This is a genomic window from [Zimmermannella] faecalis ATCC 13722 (assembly GCF_000381765.1).
Lineage (GTDB): Bacteria > Actinomycetota > Actinomycetes > Actinomycetales > Microbacteriaceae > Gulosibacter > Gulosibacter faecalis.
On the sequence record NZ_KB907078.1, the window covers coordinates 1 to 17,622 of the forward strand.

Genomic DNA, 17,622 nt, shown 5'->3' on the forward strand with positions numbered 1-17,622 from the left:
AGCTGATAGGCCGTGAGCCGATCCGAAACCGATAAATCTTTCCAACCAGAGGAGATGCCTCCCTGGCACATATCCAGTATTAGCCACCGTTTCCGGTGGTTATTCCAGAGTCTCGGGCACGTTGCTCACGTGTTACTCACCCGTTCGCCACTAATCCACCCCAGCAAGCTGGAGCTTCATCGTTCGACTTGCATGTGTTAAGCACGCCGCCAGCGTTCGTCCTGAGCCAGGATCAAACTCTCCGTAAAAAAATTACAACACCCACCCACACCACAAAAGCGCAGGCAAGCTGAGTTCAACCCAGACAACAAAACACCAAAATCAATCTGGCGATCATTATCCAAAATATAAAAGGAACCAAAATAACCAACCCCCAAAAGGGCTAGTCACGAGGTAACCAAAAAAATGGCATATGACAATTTAAAGTGCACACTGTTGAGTTCTCAAAGACCGTTCGCTTTCGACTTCCGCAGCGGATTCTGTCTCGCTGTTTCTCTTCGAAGCAACCTGTTTAGCTTATACCCAGAAGCTTTCGCTTGTCAACCTGGCGTTTCCGTCTTGTTCAGACTCTGTTTCTGGTTCAGACCTTCGGAGCTCTTCGAGTATCGAGCGTGATTCGCAGTGAATCTCGCACCCGGTCTGGGGCTTGCCGCCCCGTCCGGGGCAACTCGATTAGCTTAGGACACATTTGGAGCGAGTGTCAACTCGGCCAATCACGCCGCCCCCGACGTGGCCGCGATCAGGGATTTTGCCTTGGAGTGTCGGCGTGTCGCCATCGCGATTGCCGCGACTCCCGCCGCAGCGACCGTCATCAGCGCAAGGATCAACACCGGGCCGACGACCGCGCCGGCGCTCGCCCCCGCGTATCCCGCCTGCATGCCCGAGGCCACCTGGCTCATCGGCGCGAAGCCGCTGAGGGTCTGTGCCCACCCCGCGCGAAGCTCAAGCGGGAGGAACCCTCGCACGAGCACGAGCTGTAGTGCGAGCACGACGATCGACACGATTGCCGCGGTGCGCCGCTTCGCGAACGCCGAGAACATGAGGTGCAGGGCAATGGTGCAGGCGCTCGCGAGCACCGCGAACAGCAGGGTCACACCAATGCCCGCCCACGGCACACCAAAGAAGACGTGCTGCGCGAGGGTTGTGATGCCGGCCACCGCGACGATCGGGGCACCGAGCTTGCGGGTCGCGCCGAGCAGGATGCTCCACGTCGAGGCGCTCGAGTCGAGCAGCTCGTCGGTAACGACGCCGCGACGAAGTGCCGCGATGAGTCCCGCCAGCCAGATACCGAGCGGGAGCAGCAGCGCCGCGAGCACACCGGCGAACGTGGGATCGTGCACCGCGCTCACCTCGGCCACAACCGGTTCGGCGACCGTGTCGGCGAACGTCTCGGGGTCGCCAATCGCGTTCTTCGCCTGGTCGGCGCCCTCCTGCAGCGCCTCGGCCATCGTGTCGGCACCGTCTTCGATGCCGTCGATGCCGTCGCCGAGCTGATCGCCGCCGTCGACGAGCTGCTGCTGCCCCTCCTGCAACTGGTCGAGACCGCTCGCGAGCTCGCCCGCGCCGTCGGCAAGGTCACCGACCCCATCTGTGAGGTCGCCACCGGCGCTGACGAGCTGGTCGCCGCCATCCGAGATCTGCGTCGACGCCGATTCGAGCTGCTCGGCACCCGAGGCGAGTTCGCCACCGGCCGTGGCGAGTTCGCCGCCGCCCGACACGAGCTCGTCGCCCGCACCGTCGAGTTCCCCTGCGCCCGACGCGAGCTGGCTCACGCCATTGGTGTAGTCGGTGAGCCCGCTCGCGAGCTGCGAAAGCTGATCGCCCGCGCCCTCAACATCCTCAATCTGGCCGATGAGTTCGTCGAGCTGCGTCTCGATCTCCGTCACGTCGATGCCCGTGTCGGGAATCTGGCCCGCGAGCTCGCTCAGCGCGGTCGTGCACGCCTCGGCCTGCGCGGGGTCGACATCGGTGAGTAGGTCGCAGTACGTCTGGAGCTGCGACGGGTCGATGCCATCAAGCGACGACACGACGGTGCGCAGCTGCTCGAGCCCCGCGACCGCGTCGTCAATCGTCGTGCTGTTTGAGTTCAGTGCCTCGGCGATCTCGCCGAGCTGGCCCGCGGCCTCCTGCAGCGCGGCGCTGCCGCCATCGAGCTCCCCGAGTCCGTCGGCGAGCTGCTGCACGCCGCCCACGTACTGCTCGACGCCATCGGCATACGAGTCGACACCACCGGCGTAGTCGCCCACGCCCGACGCGAGCTGGTCGGCGCCGTCGACGTACTGATCGACGCCATCAACATACGAGTCGACACCGCCCACGTACTGCTCGACGCCGCTCGAGAGCTGCCCCGCGCCATCGCTCAGGGTGCCGGCACCGTCGGCCGCCTCCCCCGTCGCGTCGGCGAGATCCTGCGCGCCATCCTGGTACGTCGAGAAGCCGTCGCCGAGCTCGCCCGCGCCATCGGCGAGGTCCTGCGCGCCGTCGGCCGCATCCTGCAGCCCATCGGCCGACTCGTTGAGCCCGTCGGCGAGGCCGACCGCGACCTGGTTCGTGATCTGCTGCCCGAACTGCGCCGTCATGCCGGTGAAGATCTGCTGCGTCACCTCGCCGGTCATCCAGTCGGTCGCCTGGCTCACGGTGATGTTCACGCGCGCCTGCTGCGGGTCGCCGCCGCCCATCGACACGACCGACGCCGAGAAGTTCTCGGGGATCTCGACCGCGGCGTACGCGGTGCCACTGTCGATGCGCTGCTGCGCCGTCTCGGCGTTCACGAGCTCCCAGTCGTACCGACCGGCGTTCTCGGGATCGGTGAGCCAGGTCACGAGCAGCCGCCCGGCAACCACCTGCGTCGTCGTGCCGTCGGCGTTCGCCTGTTCGACCATCTCGTCGTTATTCACGAGGACGACCGGCAGTGCGTCGTCGCGGTCAGCGCTCCCGCCGAGGGCGCCGAAATAGGCACCGACGATCGCGAGCGGCAGGAGCACCGCAATGAGAATGTTCCGGATCCGCGTGCCGGTGAAGCCGGTTGCCGGCTGCTTCGAGTCGCGCATTAGTGCATTTCCTTTCGGCCGGTGGTGTCGGCCACGGCGGGCGTCAGCTCCGCCGAAGAGTTCTGGGTGTGAGCGAGCTTGGTGCTGGCTGGTGGCAGGTCGATCACGCGGACCGGTCGCCCGAGTTCGTCAAGCTGGCTGCGGTCGAAGGCCGGGCCGCAGGCGAGCACGATCGCGACGTCGCGGCGCACGAGCTGCTGCACCGCCTGCAAGGCGCGGGCAAGCCGGTCGCTCGCGTCGGAGTCGAGGCCGAGCGCGCCCGCCTCGAGCACAAGGAGCTCGGGCAGCTCGACAATCGCCGCGCCCGCGAGCACCACCGCGCGCCCGAGCGCATCCAGCTGTGTCACCCGAGTCGCCGCGGTCAGCCGCGGCCCGCGCCAGCCGACCACCCGAAGCGCGGCCTCGAGGTCGTCAATCACCGTCTCGACCTGTTCGGCGGGCAACTCGGTGCGCAGGGTCGCCCGACCGAACGCGCCGTGGCGGCCGATGAGCTGGCCAATCGTGAGTTCGCGCGCGCGGTCATCGGGGTCGCCGAGATTCGCGATCGCGACCCGCGAAATGAGCGCGCCGCCATCGCCAGGGAGCGTGCGGCCGAGCACCTGCACGCGCCCGGCATAGGGATCGATGCGCCCGGCGATCGTCGCCGCGAACAGCGACCGTTCGGCGACCTCGCCGCGAACGACGAGCACACCGCCCGCGGGGAGATCGGCCGTGACGGGCGCGAGGTGCGCGCGCTCGGTGCCGACGACGAGGTCTTCGAACGCGACCGCCGCGTCGTGCGCCTCGGCCCACTTCGCCCGATCGCGGTATTCGCGCAGCTGCTCGCCCTCGATGTCGAGGTCGGGCATCGCGCGGTCGAGCCAGCGCGGCAACTGCCACGCGTGCTTGCCGAACAGCGCCATGAGCGCGGGCACGAGCGTCATGCGCACGAGGAACGCGTCAAAGAAGATGCCGGCCGCAAGCCCGAGCGCGATGACCTTGATGACGCCCGCTCCCTCGGGCACGAACGCGATAAAGACGAAGAACATGATGAGGGCCGCCGCCGTCACAACGCGCGCCGCCGACGAGAACCCCTCCTCGATCGCGCGCTTCGGTGCGTGCCCGTGCACGTGCGCCTCGCGCATCCCCGACACGAGGAACACCTCGTAGTCCATTGCGAGCCCGAACACGATCGCGAGCAGAATGATCGGCAGGAACGAGATGATCGGCCCCGGAACGATGCCCATGAACGTACCGAGCACGCCGTCTTGGAACACGAGCACAACGACGCCGAACGCGGCAAAGGCCGAGAGCAAGAAGCTCACCGCCGCCTTGAGCGGCACGAGAATCGAGCGGAACACGAGGGCGAGCAGCAGGAAGCTCAGGCCGACGACCACGCCCGCGAACGGGAGCAGCGCGCCGTTGAGCCGGTCGGTGATGTCAATCTGCACAGCGGTCGAGCCCGTCACCGAACTCACGGCGCCGTAGTCCTCCTCGATGCCGGCGGCGAGCGCGCGGATGCTCGCGACGGTGTCGGTCGTCGCGGGGTCGGCCGGCCCGGTCGTCGGAATCACCTGGAGAATCGCGGAGTCGACCGTGGGATTCGGCAGCGCGTCGCCGACGCGCTCAACGCCGGGCACCGCGGCCACGCGGTCGCGAATCGCGTCGAGGTCGTCGAGCAGCGAGTCGTTGTCGACCTGCGTGATGTCGAGCATGACGAGCATGGGGCCGTTCGAACCCTCGCCGAAGTGGTCGGTGATCATGTCGTACGCCTCGCGGGCCGTGTTGCCCTCGGCCTCGTTCTTGCCGCTCGGCAGCGACGTCTCCATGTGCAGCGCCGGAACCGCCGTGATGCCGAGCGCGCCGATCACGAGGATGACGAACACGATCGGGGCGCGCAGCACGAGGCGCACCCAGCGCCGGCCCATCGTCGGCTTCTCGTTCGCGCCGGTCTCGCGCCGCCATACCCGGCTGCCCTCCTTCGGGCGCAGCCGCTCCCCGGCGAGCCCGAAGAAGGCGGGCAGCAGGGTGAGCGCGGCGAGCAGCGCCATGAACACGCCGGCGGCCGCCGCGACACCCATGACCGAGAGGAAGGGGATGCCGACGATCAGCAGGCCGAGGAGCGCGACCATGACGGTCGCCGCCGCGAAGGTCACGGCCGAGCCGCTCGTACCGACCGCGGTCGCGGCCGACTCTTCGACCGCCATCCCGCGCGCGAGCTGGTTTCGGTGCCGCGAAAGAATGAACAGTGCGTAGTCGATGCCCACCGCGATGCCGATCATGACGGCGAGTAGCGGGCTCGCGTTCGACACGACGATGAAGCGGGTGACGAACAGCAGCGCGCCCATCGTGACCCCGACCGCGACGATCGCCGACGCGAGCGGCAGCCCCGCCGCGAGCACCGACCCGAACGTCACGATGAGCACGATGGCCGCAAACAGCACGCCGATCGCTTCGGTCACGGTGAGCCCGTACTCGATGTCCTGGTACAGCGTGCCGCCGAACTCGACGCGCATCCCGTCGCCCTCGAGCGACTCGGCGATATCGACGATCGACTCCTTGTCGGTGCCGATCTCGTCCATCATCTCACTGTCGAACTGCACCTGAATGATCGCGGCCTCACCGTCGTCACTGAGCGTGCCGGTCGCGTAGTCGGAGTACGGGTCGAGTGCCTGCACGACGTGCTCGAGGTCGCTGATCTGCTCGGCGACGTCGGCGATCTCGTCGCGGTGGTCGTCGATCGTCGAACCGTCGTCGGTCTCGATCACCACCTGCGCGCTGAGCCCCGCAACCTCGGGGAACACCTCGCCGAGCCGGTCGAGCGCATCCTGCGACTCGGTGCCGGGAATCGCGAACGACTCATTCATCTGGCCGCCGAGCCCGAGCCCGAGGCCGAGCGCCGCCGCGAGCACGACGAGCCAGGAGACGAGTACCTGCCAGGCGTGCCGGAACGAGAAGCGACCGATGCGATAGAGGAGGAGCGCCACTGAGTTTGGTCCTTACTAGTTCTTCGTGGTGGGAGTCTGCGTTGCGGGAACGGTGGGCGTCGCGACGCCGCACGCCGCGTCGGCCGCGGGCGCGAGCGTGAGCTGCCGGATGAGCGCCGCGAGCGTCTGCGGGTCGGTGAGGTCAAGCTGCTGCATCCCGTGGTTTCCCTCGAGGTCGTCGGGGCCGATCGAGAGCAGGTAGGCGATGCCGATGAGGCCGATCACGCAGCGGGTCGGCGCCGTCGGGTCGCTCGGCTCGAGCCGAGCGGCGACGCGCTCAATGATGCGCAGCAGCTGCAGCGACTCCCCCTTATCTGGCAGGGAGCGGTGATGGAACATGAGCAGCTGCACCGCGAGGCGATTGCGCAACATGAGCTCGGCCGCCGCGTACGCGACGTCGAAGTCGGGGTCGGCGGCGAGCTGCGCCTCGAGCGCGGCACTCGCCTCGACCGTCGGCTCGAGCACCTCGTGCGCGAGCTGCTCCTTGCTGCCGAAGTGGTAGAGCACGTTCGCCTTCGTGCATCCCGCCCGGTCGGCGATTTGTTGGAGCGAAACCGAGTAGCCGAGCGCCGCGAATTCCTCGAGCGCGCGGGCACGGATACGTTCGGCAAGTTCAGACTTCGGGGCAAGCTGCGCTTCGGTCACCTGGGCGTGTCCTTGGAGTGAGGGTCGTCATACGTCGATCGGTCGGGCGGAGGCGAAGCTCACTCCTGACCGATCGGTCAGGGAAGACTTTACGCGCCGACGGGAGCGCACGCAACGACGACATGTCGCGTTAGTCTTGGCACGCAGACGCGGATTCGCGTCAGCCTCGTAACGTCGCAAGGCGAGCCCACATCGCAAGGAGTGACCACCGGTGCGAAAGTATCTACTCAACGGCGCAGTGCTGTCGGCAGTCGCCGGCATCCTCCCCGCCATCAAGACCACGCAGGCCGCAAACTCGCGCCTGCGCATCATCGCCACCTGGGTCGTCGCCGGCGCGACGATCGCGCTCGCCGTCGCGGGCGTGCGCGAAGCGGCCGAAGAGGCCCGCCAGGAAGAGCTCGACTAGTTCCTCCACCACGGGTGTCGCACCCGTGGAGTTTCCAGGTGCGTCCGTAGACTCTCGGGGAGCGCGCGGCCTGCGCGCACTGCGAGACGAAAGGGGTGCTGATGTTCGGTTGGTTGCGCAAGCTCACCGGTCAGGGTGAACCGCAGAACGAGACCACCGCCGAAGCACGGGTCTTTGACGTCGACGTTCCTTCGCCGAAGTCCCCGATCACGCTCCCCACCGAGCTCGTGAACGAGGCACCGCAGCGGCCCGCGGCGGCACCGACGCCGCAGCCTTCGGCACCCGTTACTCCCCCGGCGGCTGCCGCGCCGACACCACCGGCTCCGCAGCCGGTAGCCGCCGAGCCCGCCCCGGCGGCGCCCCGCGCATCCGAGCCCGCCGACTACGTGACGCCAGAGCCGCCGACCGTCGCAGTGCCCGAACGCCCTCGCGCCACGACCCGTCGCGAGGCCGCCGAAGCGCGTCGCGTCGCGGAGCCCGCGGCCACCGTTCCGGCCCCGGCCGAGCCGCAGGCCGTCGCGGCGCCCGCCGCGCCGCAGGTTGCTGAGGCGTCGGTTGCCGCGGAGCAGCAGGTTGCCCCGGAGCAGCCGGTTGGCCACGAGCAGCAGAGCGCCGCGCCGCAGGCTGAGCTCGCCGACGACGACTTTGACGCACTCGAGAGCGCGGCCGACGAGCACGACGAGCACGAGCACGACGAGCACGAGCACGCGGCCGACGAGTGCGACGACGCACCCGCGCAGGCAAGCCGTGCCGGACTCATCCCCACCCCGTCGGGCCGACCCGCGATGCCCCTTAGCGCGCATCCGAACTTCGCGGGCCTCGGCCTCGCGCCCGCGCCGCAGCAGCCGCCGCGCATGCTCGACCCGGTCGCGGCCCTCAGCCCCGAGGCACAGCGCGAACTGCTCAGCCTGTTCGACGACCTCTTCGGCCCGCGCGGCCGCTACCGGCTCGAATGGCGCACCGCCCGCAAGCCGGGCGACGACGCCGTGTTCGCCGAGATCATGGCCGCCGACCTCGTACGCCGCGTGCAGAACGCGATCGCCGACGTGGCCGAACTCGAGCGCCCCGAGCCGCTCCGCGCGATCGAGCGCCGCAAGGACGACGGCGAAGAGTTCCAGCGCGCGAGCTAACCGCTCGCCGAGCTAACCCCTCTCACGGAGTTCGCCCCCGCCGATTATGAATCGGCGGGGGCGAACTCCGTTGGGCCCGGATTGTCGGGCCGCGCTAGATCATCGAGAGGCGAATGGTCTCCCACATGCCCGCGAGCACAAGGCCGACCACTGCGAGGTACCAGATCACGACGATGACCCACGCCCAGCTGCCGAGCGCCTGGCCCGCGCGCATCCCGCCCCGGCCGAGGCGGCCCTGCGCGAGATTGCCGATCGTCGTGAGCGCGACCGACGGGATCGTCGCGGCCCAGATCGTCATGCACCAGATGCAGAGGGCACGCAGCTCAAACGCCGAGTACCACTGCAGGTAGGTGACGAGCACCGCGGCACCGATGAGGCCGACCTGGAGGCCGACGAAGTACCAGTTCGGCAGCTTGACCCGCGCAACTACGAGCACGCCCGACACGACCGCGACCGTGAAGCACACGAGGCCGAGGATGATGTTCGGGAAGCCGAGCACCGCGGCCGCCGACGACCCCATCGCCGGCTGGCAGGTGACGAACACGTTGAGGTCGCACAGCAGCGCCGCGTCGGGGTCGGTGAGGCTGTGCAGGTACTCGAGCGTGAGCATGAAGCTCGCGAGGAGCCCGACGGCGCCGCCGATCAGGAGCGTCCAGCCCGTGAAGATCGTGCGCGTTGCCGCCGGTGCCCACTCGCTTGGGGCATCGTCGAAGTCAGTCTCGAGGCCGGGCTCGAGGTCGGGCGCTGAGTCGCCCACCGTCGTCGTCACGGCTACTCGCCCGAGGTGTCGGTCGCCGCCGGGGTTTCGGTGGCTGCCGGCGTCTCGGTCGCTGCCGGGTCTTCGGTCACCTCGGCGCCGATCGCCTCCTGCAGCTCGGCGAGCGACGCGGGCACGGTCTCGAGAATGGTGCCGTTCACCGAAACCGAGGGGGTACCGGGAATCCCGTCTTCGCGAGCAGACTGCGTGTTATCGCTGATCCAGGTGGCGTAGCCGCCGTCGCTGATGTTCTGGAGCGTCTCTTCGTCGGTAAATCCGAGCGTCTGCACGTACGAGGCGTAGTCGCTGTACGACCAGCTGACTTGCGTCTCGGCAGGCACGTCGAAGATGCCGTTCATGACGGTGTAGAACAGCTCGGGCTGCACGTCGATAACGCCCGCGACGGCCGAACCGGCGTAGAGGCCGTAGTCCTGCACGAAGCGGATCATGTGGTAGGTCACCTGCACGTCGCCGTCAGCGATGACCTGCTCGTACGACGTCTCCATTGCCGCGTGGTACTCCTGGCAGTGGGGGCACGAGAAGTCGAAGTAGTAGTCAAGCTTCGTGGGTGCGTCGTCGGAGCCGACGACGACGCCGCCATCCTCTTCGACGCGGATCGGCAGGCTGACCGCCTCGCCAGCGGAGTTCGTGAGCTCGACCTCGCCCTCGGCCGCGGGGGTCACCTGGTTGCCGAACCAGCGCGGGCCGAAGACCACGAGCACCACGATCGCGGCGATGACGACGACCGCGCCGCCGACGATGCCGAACTGGGCGAGCATCCGGTTGCGACGCTTGCGCGCCTCTTCCTTCTTGCGAATCGCGTTGGCTTCTTCGCGGAGCTTTCGAATTCGGTCGCGGTCTTTACTGGCCATGCCGGTGGTGTTCCATTTCGTTGGGGCGGGAAGGTCCGCCGCGATTCTAGGTTCTCTGAATCTGAGGTTGCCCGAGCAGGGCGCACCGAGACTTAGTGAACGACGCGGGCCGTCTGCGCATTCCCAAACTGGCCGTACGGATCAAGATCGTGCGCAACGTGCGCGAAGTCGGAGTAGCGAGGCATGACGTCGGCGGCCTCGCCCGCGTTAAACGTGTTCCAGCCCGCCCAGCTCGGCAGACCGCCGAGGAAGATGAAGAGCTCCTCGGCCTGCGCGAGCGCCTCGCGGTTGCGGTCGCTTGCGGCGTCGGGCACCTCGATCGCGATCGTGACGACGTCCTGGCCGTACGCGGGCGACAGCCACACATCGTCGCGCGCGACCATGCCGAGGCGGGCCGAGGCGCGGGCGAACGCCGAATTGCCGTGCGCGAGTTCGTACAGCGCCTCGACCACGAGGCCGCCGCGATAGAGCGGGAACTGATACTCGAGGTAGGCGGCACCGGCGCCCGCGCCCGAGACGTCACGCCCCTCGGCAAGCACGCCGCCCTCGCTGCGCTCAGAGAACCGGCTCGAGCTACCCGCAACGAGGCGGCGGATGCCCGCACGGATGCGCGTGAACAGGCCCGGCTTGCGCTCGTCGGCCGCGGTGATCGACGTGAGCGAGGTGCGGCGGGCCGCGACCTGTGCGGGCGACGCATCCTCGAGCCAGCCGAGCGTGAGGCGCGCGCCATCGTGGCCCGGGCGCCAGGTTGCCGAGTAGTAGTCGACCTTCTCGCGCGCCTCGGGCAGCTCGCGCAGCAGGCTCGCGAGATCGCGACGAACGCGCTTCACGCGCAGCGCCTGGTACGGCCGCACGCGCACCGTCACCTCGGCGATGATGCCGATCGCGCCGAGGTTGAGGCGCGCGGCGCCCCAGAGGTGCGGGAACTTGTGGGAGGTGACGCGCACGAGGTCGCCGTTCGCGGTGACGAGCGCAATGCCGGCGATCGAGCCCGAGAAGCTCGCGTCGGTGGGGGCACCGCTGTGGGCGCCGGTTGCGACCGCCGCGGCGAGCGTCAGCCGCGGATTGCTCGGCGCGCCGACCATCGAGTATCCATGTCCCTCGAGGTAGGTCGCCGCCTGGTCGATCGTCGTGCCCGAACGGAACGTCGCCGTGCGCGCCTCATCGTCGACCTCGACGATGCCCCTAAGGCCACCGAGGTGAATGCCGACGCCGCTCGTGTGCGCCGCGGGCTCTGCCTCGGCGGTGTCGAGCTCGACCGCGCGCACGTGGTGCCCGAGCGCAACCGCCGTGCGAACCGCTTCGCGCAACTGCGCCACCGTCGTGGGGCGCGTCTCGAGCGCGGGCTGCGCCGTCGCAACCTCGGTCGATGCGCTCGCTGCGGCGCGCTGTTCGAGGACCATTCCACCAGCCACGATCTGCCTTCTTTCAGCTCTCTGGAAAGTCTGCGTCTCTATTCTGCCCCAGTCGCGGAGTGTCGCCTCGCAGGCGGAGTGCGCGGCCGGCGCTGGCGCCGCGCGAGACCGTCGTGGCGAATGACGTCACAGCGAATGGGTTCATCCCACGGTGCAGGGGTGCATGGTGCGCCATACCGCTGGTCGCCGTGCGGTACACCCACTCGCGCTGGTTGGTAGCTCGCGCGCATCCGCCGCGCGCGCAGACGCGGCGACTGACAGCCACAACCAGGCCGTCAGGAGAAGGAAGAAGAAGTGCGCCCCCCGGGACTTGAACCCGGAACCCGCTGATTAAGAGTCAGCTGCTCTGCCTATTGAGCTAGAGGCGCGAATCGAGCGACGGAGTCTCTTGCGAGCCCGCGTCGTTCCGACTGGTAGACACTACCACCGCTCGATCTACCCGTGCAAGTCGCCTACGAAACCCTCGAGAGGAAGGTCTTCGTGCGCTGGTGCTGCGGGTTCGTGATGACGTCGCGAGGGTTGCCCTCCTCGACGACGACACCGCCATCCATGAACACGAGATAGTCGCCGACGTCGCGTGCGAACGCCATCTCGTGCGTGACGACGACCATCGTCATGCCGCTCTCGGCGAGCTGCTTCATGACCTCGAGCACGTCGCCGACGAGCTCGGGGTCGAGCGCCGACGTCGGCTCGTCGAAGAGCATGAGCTTCGGCTGCATCGCGAGCGCCCGAGCGATCGCGACGCGCTGCTGCTGCCCACCCGAGAGGTGCCCGGGGAACGACTTCGCCTTATGGGCGAGGCCGACCTGGTCGAGCAGCTCCATGGCGCGCTTCACCGCCACTGACTTCTTCTCGTGCTTCACGCGCATGGGCGCCTCGATGATGTTCTCGAGGGCGGTCATGTGCGGGAACAGGTTGAAGCGCTGGAACACCATGCCGATGTCGGCACGCTGCGCCGCGACCTCGCGGGGCGACATCTCGTAGAGCTTGTCGCCGCGCTGGCGATACCCGATGAGTTCGTCTTCGACCCAGAGGCGGCCGCCATCGATCGACTCGAGGTGGTTGATGCAGCGCAGCAGGGTCGACTTGCCCGAGCCGGATGGGCCGATCAGGCAGAGCACCTGGCCACGCTCGACCTCGAGCGAGATGTCCTTCAGCACCGTGTTCGAGCCGAAGCTCTTCACGACGTGTTCCGCGCGCACCATCGGCACGGCGGCGGTCGTGGACTGCGTCGCGGTCATGCGCCGTCTCCCGTCGTTCGAGTCGAGGTCGCCGGGTCGGTCGACGCGCCCTCGGCGGTCGGCACGGCCCCGGTGACGGTGTTGAACACGCCCGTGTCGGTCACCGCGGTCTCCTTCTGCGGCGCGACGCCGCGACCGTAGTACGCCTCGAGGTAGTGCTGGCCGACCATGAGCACGCTCGTCACCACGAGGTACCAGATGCTCGCGACGATGAGCAGCGGCACGGGCTCGTAGAGCGCCGCCGAGATCTCCCGCGAGCGCGCGTAGAGGTCGAGCGTGAACCCGAGCGCCGTGACGAGCGATGTCGTCTTCAGCATCGAGATGAGCTCGTTGCCGGTCGGCGGAATGATGACGCGCATCGACTGCGGAATGATGATGCGCAGCATCGTGTCGCGCCAGCTCATGCCGAGCGCCTTCGACGCCTCCTCTTGGCCGCGGTCGACCGAGAGGATGCCGCTTCGCACGATCTCAGCCATGTACGCCGCCTCGTTGAACGCGAGGCCGAGCACAGCGAGCCAGAACAGATCGATTGACTCGAACGGCGCGATCGTGAAGAACGTCGTGTCGGTGAACGGCACGCCCACCTCGACCTGGCGGTAGATGGTCGCGAGCAGCCCCCAGAACACGAGCTGCACGTAGACCGGGGTACCGCGAAAGAGCCAGAGGTACAGCCACGACAGCGTGCGCAGCACGGGGTTGTCGCTGAGCCGCATCACCGCGAACAGCAGGCCCATCACGACCGCGAGCAGCATCGACAGGATGGTCAGGGCCAGCGTGACCCCGGCCGCCTGGAAGATGCGGGTGTCGAAGAGGTAGGCCCCGACGAGGTGCCAGCGGAAGGTCTCGCGCGTCGCCGCATCGTACACGAACACGGCGAGCGCGAGCACCAACACAATCGCGATGATGGTGCGCCACGGGTGGCGCAGCTTGACCGCGACGATCGGGTCGGTGCCGTTAGCTGACACCGTTGATCACAGCTTCGTCGACGGCGCCGGCCTCAACGCCCCACTCCTCGAGGATCTGCGCGTAGGTGCCCTCGTCGATGAGCTCCTGCACCGCGACCTGCACGGCGTCGGTGAGTTCCGTGTCCTTCGCGAAGACGAAGCCGTACGGCGCGGCTTCGAAGATGTCGCCCTCGAGCACGATCTTGTCTTCGGCCTGGAGCACGCTGTTCTGCGCGATCGGCGAGTCGGCGAGCATGTAGTCGGTGTTGCCAAGCACGACGTCGTTCGTCGCCTCGTCCTGGCCATCCTTCTTGATGAGCTCGATCGGCGCTTCGCCGTTCGCCTCGCACTCTTCGCTCGCGGCCATGAGGTAGTCGTCGGAGGTCGTCGTCGCCTGCGCGCCGATCTTCAGGCCGCACAACGAGTCGCCGAGCGGCTCGACGTCGACGCCGCGCACGTACTGCAGGCCGGCCTCGTAGAAGTCGACGAAGTCGACCGATTCCTGGCGCTCGACCGTGTCAGAGAAGCTCGACGAGCCCATGTCGAGGGTGCCGCCCGTGACCTTCGGGATGATCTGGTCGAAGCCTTCCTTCGACCACTCGACCTCGAGGCCGAGCTTGTCGCCGATCGCCTCGACGAGGTCGACCTCCCACCCGATCGGTTCGCCGTCGGGGCCCGCGTACTGGTTCGGCGCGTAGGTCGCGTCGGTGCCGACGCGCAGGGTGCCCGAGCTCGAGATCTCCTCGGGCACGAGCGCCGAGGCCGCCTCCGACACCGACACGTCGAGTTCGGCGCCGCCGCTCGAACCGGGCGCGCCTCCCCCACCGCCCTCGGTGTTCTGCACACACCCCGTGAGCACGAGCGCTGCCGCCGCGAAGGCGCCAATCGCGCCGACAAAGCGGCGACCGTTTCGAGAAACCGACGACTTGAGCATTTCAACTGCCTTTCGATTTGCCGGCCCGACATTTCGGGTTCGGCAGAGTGCCCGTACGCCTCGGCTCGTATGCATCTTTGCGGCTGCGGATCGCAAGCAACGCTGGTCGCGTCGCAGCTGAGTCAGGCGTGGGGTACTCGATTTTCAACTGTGCGGCGAGCATAGCGCGACCCGGCGACGCGTCGTACACACTGACGTCCCCGTGACCAAAGTGTGCTCAAATTGCCGGATGCGGCCCGCTTCGCCCGACAGGCGTCCGGCCCCGCGCACACCGACCCACAGGAGGACAACGTGACCGACCCCATCCGGCTCGAAGCAGGCGACCAGTTTCCCGACTTCTCGCTGCTCGATCAGGCAGGCAACTCCGTCTCTCCCGCCGATTTTCGCGGCGAGAAGCTCGTGATCTTCACGTTCCCGCAGGCGTTCACGCCGGGCTGCACGACCGAGGCGTGTGACTTCCGTGACAGCGAGGCACGGCTCACCTCGGCGGGCTACCGCGTGCTCTCGATTTCGGCCGATTCGGTAGACAAATTGGCAGATTTCAAGACGAAGTACGAGCTGCCCTACACGCTGCTGAGCGACCCGGGCCACGAGGTGCAGCGCCAGCTCGCCGCGTACGGCGAGAAAAACAACTACGGCAAGGTCGTGCAGGGCGCGATTCGCTCGACGTTCCTCGTCGACGAGTCGGGCAAGGTCATCGACGCGCTCTACAACGTCAAGGCCACGGGCCACGTCGACCGCGTGCTGAAGAAGCTCGCCGACAGCTAGACGCTTCCCGCACGGCGGGGCGGATACGCGGGGCTGGCCGGCGCGAACGCGCGGGTCGGCCCCGCTTCCGTTAGTCGGCGCGGCGCAGCCGGGCGCTGACCGCGGGGCTGAACACGAGCAGCAGGCCGATGAGTGAGGCGAACGCGAGCGCCCAGCCGAGCGCATCCGCCATGTCGCCCTGGATGATCGTGACGGCCGCCGCGACCTGCAGGAGCTGCCACACCGCGGTGAGGCCGCGCACCCATGGCTGCTCACGGAAGATTCCGGTCGCGAGGGCCGCGAGCGCGGCGGCCGCGATGAGCGCGAGCACGGTGAGCGCGATCGACGAGGCGAGCGACAGCGACGGCTGCGTGAGCACCTCAACCACGAGGAACAGGGTGACCGCGGCCATCATGAGTGCCTCTGCGGCGACGAGCGTTCCGAGCGCGAGGAGCGGCCATTTCGGAGGCTCTGAGGTGGTCTCGACGGCGCGTTCGCTCTCTGCGTTCACTCGAATAATCCCTTGATCAGCCTGCCAGTGCGTGGCAAGATACTACAGATCGGGACCTCGGCTATCGGTACGCGTCACCGCGCGCCACAGTGCCAAGGTCATCATGACTCTGTTCTGAGAGTACGGCCTCCGCGTGCCAAAACGCGTAGACAAGGAGCCCCTGTAAATGGATTGGCGTGATCGCGCCGCATGCTTGCATGCAGACCCAGAACTGTTCTTCCCGGTTGGCAACACGGGCCCGGCAATCGAGCAGATCGACGCCGCAAAGGCCATCTGCGGCCGCTGCCCCGTAACCGAGCAGTGCCTGCAGTACGCCCTTGACACGAACCAGGATTCTGGTGTCTGGGGCGGGCTGTCTGAGGACGAGCGTCGTGCGCTGAAGCGCCGCGCAGCCCGCGCCCGCCGCGCAAGCTAGGCAACCAACCACCCCGCAATGATGCCTCGGGAGCTTCGGCTCCCGGGGCATCATTCGTTGCGACGACGGCGCGCTAGCTCGTGACGACGCCCCAGCGCTTCGGAATGCTGATCTCGACGAGCGTGCCGCTGCCGGGGTTCGACTTCCACTCGATCGTGCCGCCGAGCTCACCCTCGACGAGCGTGCGCACGATCTGCGTGCCGAGGCCGGAGCCCTCGTGGCCCCCGACCATGCCCTGGCCGTTGTCGCGCACGAGGATCTCGAGGTTGTCGTCGTCGCGCTCGACCGTCACCGACACGACGCCGCCCTCGGCGCCGTCGGGGAACCCGTGCTCGACCGCGTTCGTGACGAGTTCGGTGAGCGCGAGCGCGAGCGGGGTCGCGAACTCGCTCGGCACGGCGCCGAACGACCCCTCGAGCGACGGGCGCACCTCGGCGCTCGCGCCGCCGGCGACCTCGGTCGCGAGCCGCATCACCCGCGCGAACACCTCGTCGAAGTCGACCGACTGCGAGAACCCGCCCGAGAGGGTGTCGTGCACGACCGCGATCGACGACACGCGCCGCATCGCCTGCAGCAGCGACTCGCGCGCCTCATCGTTGTGCGCGCGCCGGGCCTGGATGCGCAGCAGCGCCGCGACGGTCTGCAGGTTGTTCTTCACCCGGTGGTGAATCTCGCGGATCGTCGCATCCTTGGTGATGAGCTCCTGCATCTGGTTGCGCACGTCGGTCGTGTCGCGGCAGAGCACGATCGCGCCGAGGCGCTCGCCCGCGCGGCGCAGCGGTATGGCGCGGAGCGTGACCGTGACGCCGCGCGCATCCACGTCGCTCATCCACGGCGCGCGGCCGGTGACGACGAGCGGGAGCGCCTCGTCGACGGTGACGTTGCGCTTGTCATCAACGAGGGTCGACGCGACCTCCGAGAACACCTCGCCCTCGAGCTCGCCGCCGAAGCCGAGCTTGTTCAGCGCCGAAAGGGCGTTCGCGCTCGCGAAGGTGACGACGCCCTCGGTGTTGAGCCGCACGAGGCCGTCGGAGGCTCGGGGCGCGCCCCGGCGCGAGAATTCTGGCGCGTCGAGGTCGGGGAACTCCCCCGCGGCGATCATGTCGAAGAGGTCTTCTGAGCACTCCCGGAACGTCACCTCTTGCCGCGTCGGCTGCCGCGTGCCCGCGAGGTTCGTGTGCCGTGTGATGATCGCGATCGGCTTGGCCGAGCGCTGCGCGCGGCCGTCGACGTTGCGGGTCGAGAACACGGGGCTCGTCGTGAGCTGCGCGGGAATCTCGTCGAACCAGTCGGGGGCCGATGAGCGGATCGTCACGCCGCGCTCGTAGACGGCCTCGACCTCCATTTCCCACTGCTCACGCACCGGCTGGCCGATGAGGTCACGGTAGAAGAGCGTCGGGGCGGAGGCCGGCCGGGCTTGGCTCACGGCGACGTAGCGGCCGTCGCCGTCGCGCACCCAGAGCACGAGATCGGCGAGGGCGAGGTCGGCGAGCAGCTGCCAATCGGCGAGCAGCAGCATGAGCCAGTCGCGATCGACCGAGTCAAGGTCGCTGTGGCGCTGGATGAGATTCGTGAGGCTCGACACGCCT

The 17,622-nt window shown here is 68.0% G+C and carries 15 protein-coding genes, 1 tRNA gene and 1 rRNA gene; 4 read left to right on the forward strand and 13 right to left on the reverse strand.

What is annotated here, in order from left to right; genetic code table 11:
- The 4 genes from G328_RS0107080 to G328_RS16740 form a co-directional block, all read right to left on the reverse strand.
- A 16S ribosomal RNA gene (locus G328_RS0107080) occupies nt 1–248 on the reverse strand; the annotation flags it as partial.
- Nucleotides 249–713: 465 nt separating this feature from the next.
- Nucleotides 714–3,050: a YhgE/Pip domain-containing protein gene (locus G328_RS0107085; RefSeq protein ID WP_019618649.1), complete on the reverse strand. Its 2,337-nt coding sequence runs from the start codon at nt 3,048–3,050 to the stop codon at nt 714–716.
- Nucleotides 3,050–6,016, reverse strand: coding sequence for an MMPL family transporter (locus tag G328_RS14635; RefSeq protein WP_019618650.1), 2,967 nt, complete (start codon nt 6,014–6,016; stop codon nt 3,050–3,052). Before G328_RS14635 ends, G328_RS0107085 begins: the two co-directional genes overlap by 1 nt.
- A 15-nt stretch (nt 6,017–6,031) precedes the next feature.
- Nucleotides 6,032–6,661 carry a TetR/AcrR family transcriptional regulator gene (locus G328_RS16740; protein WP_019618651.1) on the reverse strand — a complete coding sequence of 210 codons (630 nt, stop codon included), beginning with the start codon at nt 6,659–6,661 and terminating at the stop codon, nt 6,032–6,034.
- 211 nt (nt 6,662–6,872) lie between these two features.
- On the opposite strand from G328_RS16740, the gene G328_RS0107100 reads away from it, so the two are divergent.
- Nucleotides 6,873–7,067, forward strand: a complete 195-nt coding sequence (locus G328_RS0107100; protein ID WP_019618652.1) for a hypothetical protein — start codon at nt 6,873–6,875, stop codon at nt 7,065–7,067.
- Nucleotides 7,068–7,168: 101 nt separating this feature from the next.
- Nucleotides 7,169–8,197 carry a hypothetical protein gene (locus G328_RS15850; RefSeq protein ID WP_051082877.1) on the forward strand — a complete coding sequence of 343 codons (1,029 nt, stop codon included), beginning with the start codon at nt 7,169–7,171 and terminating at the stop codon, nt 8,195–8,197.
- 94 nt (nt 8,198–8,291) lie between these two features.
- Here G328_RS15850 and G328_RS14650 read toward each other — a convergent pair whose 3' ends face one another.
- The 7 genes from G328_RS14650 to G328_RS0107145 form a co-directional block, all read right to left on the reverse strand.
- Entirely contained in the window at nt 8,292–8,966 is a 675-nt protein-coding gene (locus tag G328_RS14650) for a vitamin K epoxide reductase family protein (protein WP_019618653.1), read from the reverse strand.
- A 2-nt stretch (nt 8,967–8,968) separates the two neighbouring features.
- On the reverse strand, nt 8,969–9,826 hold the full coding sequence (locus G328_RS0107120) for a DsbA family protein (RefSeq protein WP_019618654.1): 858 nt from the start codon (nt 9,824–9,826) through the stop codon (nt 8,969–8,971).
- A 92-nt stretch (nt 9,827–9,918) separates the two neighbouring features.
- Nucleotides 9,919–11,241: an FAD-binding protein gene (locus tag G328_RS0107125; protein ID WP_154651545.1), complete on the reverse strand. Its 1,323-nt coding sequence runs from the start codon at nt 11,239–11,241 to the stop codon at nt 9,919–9,921.
- Nucleotides 11,242–11,536: 295 nt separating this feature from the next.
- Nucleotides 11,537–11,609: transfer RNA gene (locus G328_RS0107130), tRNA-Lys, on the reverse strand.
- 84 nt (nt 11,610–11,693) lie between these two features.
- Entirely contained in the window at nt 11,694–12,482 is a 789-nt protein-coding gene (locus G328_RS0107135; RefSeq protein ID WP_019618656.1) for an amino acid ABC transporter ATP-binding protein, read from the reverse strand.
- The gene (locus G328_RS0107140; protein ID WP_019618657.1) at nt 12,479–13,447 is read right to left on the reverse strand and encodes an amino acid ABC transporter permease; all 969 of its coding nucleotides are present in this window, start codon (nt 13,445–13,447) and stop codon (nt 12,479–12,481) included. The genes G328_RS0107135 and G328_RS0107140 overlap by 4 nt, the downstream gene beginning before the upstream one ends.
- Nucleotides 13,437–14,360 carry an ABC transporter substrate-binding protein gene (locus G328_RS0107145; protein ID WP_019618658.1) on the reverse strand — a complete coding sequence of 308 codons (924 nt, stop codon included), beginning with the start codon at nt 14,358–14,360 and terminating at the stop codon, nt 13,437–13,439. The genes G328_RS0107140 and G328_RS0107145 overlap by 11 nt, the downstream gene beginning before the upstream one ends.
- A 291-nt stretch (nt 14,361–14,651) precedes the next feature.
- Between G328_RS0107145 and bcp the strand changes: the two genes are divergently transcribed.
- Nucleotides 14,652–15,128: a thioredoxin-dependent thiol peroxidase gene (gene bcp, locus G328_RS0107150; RefSeq protein ID WP_019618659.1), complete on the forward strand. Its 477-nt coding sequence runs from the start codon at nt 14,652–14,654 to the stop codon at nt 15,126–15,128.
- A gap of 70 nt (nt 15,129–15,198) precedes the next feature.
- Here bcp and G328_RS0107155 read toward each other — a convergent pair whose 3' ends face one another.
- Nucleotides 15,199–15,618 (reverse strand): hypothetical protein, encoded by a 420-nt coding sequence (locus G328_RS0107155; RefSeq protein WP_019618660.1) that lies wholly within the window; start codon nt 15,616–15,618, stop codon nt 15,199–15,201.
- 166 nt (nt 15,619–15,784) lie between these two features.
- Here G328_RS0107155 and G328_RS0107160 point away from each other — a divergent pair, with 166 nt between their 5' ends.
- Nucleotides 15,785–16,033, forward strand: coding sequence for a WhiB family transcriptional regulator (locus G328_RS0107160; RefSeq protein WP_019618661.1), 249 nt, complete (start codon nt 15,785–15,787; stop codon nt 16,031–16,033).
- Between the two features lie 73 nt (nt 16,034–16,106).
- Here G328_RS0107160 and G328_RS0107165 read toward each other — a convergent pair whose 3' ends face one another.
- Nucleotides 16,107–17,618: a sensor histidine kinase gene (locus G328_RS0107165; protein ID WP_019618662.1), complete on the reverse strand. Its 1,512-nt coding sequence runs from the start codon at nt 17,616–17,618 to the stop codon at nt 16,107–16,109.
- Between the last annotated feature and the right edge of the window lie 4 nt (nt 17,619–17,622).